Annotated in this window: 2 protein-coding genes; both read left to right on the top strand. The window is 36.7% G+C overall.

Annotation, left to right across the window (positions count from 1 at the left end):
- Window positions 1–63: 63 nt before the first annotated feature.
- A complete protein-coding gene (locus tag CG11_RS26070; protein ID WP_052599910.1) occupies window positions 64–336 on the top strand; it encodes a transposase in 273 nt (90 codons plus the stop codon).
- Window positions 327–1250: an IS3 family transposase gene (locus tag CG11_RS26065; RefSeq protein WP_156039907.1), complete on the top strand. Its 924-nt coding sequence runs from the start codon at window positions 327–329 to the stop codon at window positions 1248–1250. Before CG11_RS26070 ends, CG11_RS26065 begins: the two co-directional genes overlap by 10 nt.
- Window positions 1251–1278: the final 28 nt, after the last annotated feature.

The raw sequence follows: 1278 nt of genomic DNA, 5'->3' as shown, positions 1-1278 counted from the left end.
TGCAGTATACCCCAAAATTAGGACCACTAGTTAAGTTCGCAAAAAAAGCTTAAATTAGTGCTTATGAAGAAAAGAAAATTCACAGCAAAGTTCAAGACAAAAGTAGTTTTAGAAGCCTTAAAAGAGACTTCTACCTTGTCAGAGTTAGCTCAAAAGTATGAGCTGGCTCCAACTCAAATTCGTACATGGAAGAAACAGTTTTTAGAAGGCGCAGAAGATATTTTTGAGAAGCCTTCTTCTAAAAAGACGGAAGAGGAGAAAGAAAAGGATAAACTTTTACGAACAATCGGTACATTGAAAGTGGAAAATGACTTTTTAAAAAAAATATTAAAATAAGACCATTAGCAGAAAAGCGTCAACAGATTGATCCAACGCATCCGAATTTGAGTGTTCGCCAGCAATGTAAATTGATTGGGATTCATCGTTCAGGTTTGTACTACCAACCTAAGCAGGAAAGTCCGCTAAATATGGAGCTGATGCACTTAATGGATGAGCATTATTTGAAGCATCCTTATAAAGGAGCTCGTGCCATGCATCTGTGGCTAACAGCTGATAAAGGTTTTGAGGTAAATCGCAAACGTATCAATCGATTGTACTATTCTGTGATGGGCTTACGGTCTATTTTACCTGGTCCACAGACCTCAAAACCAGGAAAAGGAGAAGATCATCAGGTTTTTCCTTATCTACTGCGAGGCTTAAAAATAGAACGACCTAATAAAGTTTGGGCAATGGATATTACTTATATCCCGATGCCTAAAGGTTTTCTTTATTTAACTGCGGTTATTGACCTTTACAGTCGATTTGTAGTGTCTTGGTCAATATCTAATACAATGGATGCTCTTTGGTGCAAAAATACCTTGGAAGAAGGGATAGAAAAATACGGTAAACCAGAAATTTTGAATACAGATCAAGGTAGTCAATTTACTTCAAAAGAATTTGTTAAATGCGTTACCAAAGATCATAAGATGAAATTTAGTATGGATGGAAAAGGGCGCTGCATTGACAATGTGTTTATCGAGCGTTTATGGTGGTCTGTGAAGTATGAGGATGTCTATATTCGAGAATACAGAAATGGCAGGGATTTACATATTGGAATGGACAAATACTTTAAAAAATACAACTGGGAAAGAAGGCATATGGGAATTGAAAATGAAAGGCCCGCTTGTCGATATTCCCCTTCAAAAACCTCCCAAATTCTTGGTGAGGAGCTTTTGGAAGAAAAATATCTAATAAATTTTAAATCGGCTTAAACTGGTCCTATAAATGGGGTACACCTCA

The organism is Aureispira sp. CCB-QB1, assembly GCF_000724545.1.
GTDB lineage: Bacteria > Bacteroidota > Bacteroidia > Chitinophagales > Saprospiraceae > Aureispira.
This window is presented reverse-complemented; position numbering and strand designations above follow the sequence as displayed.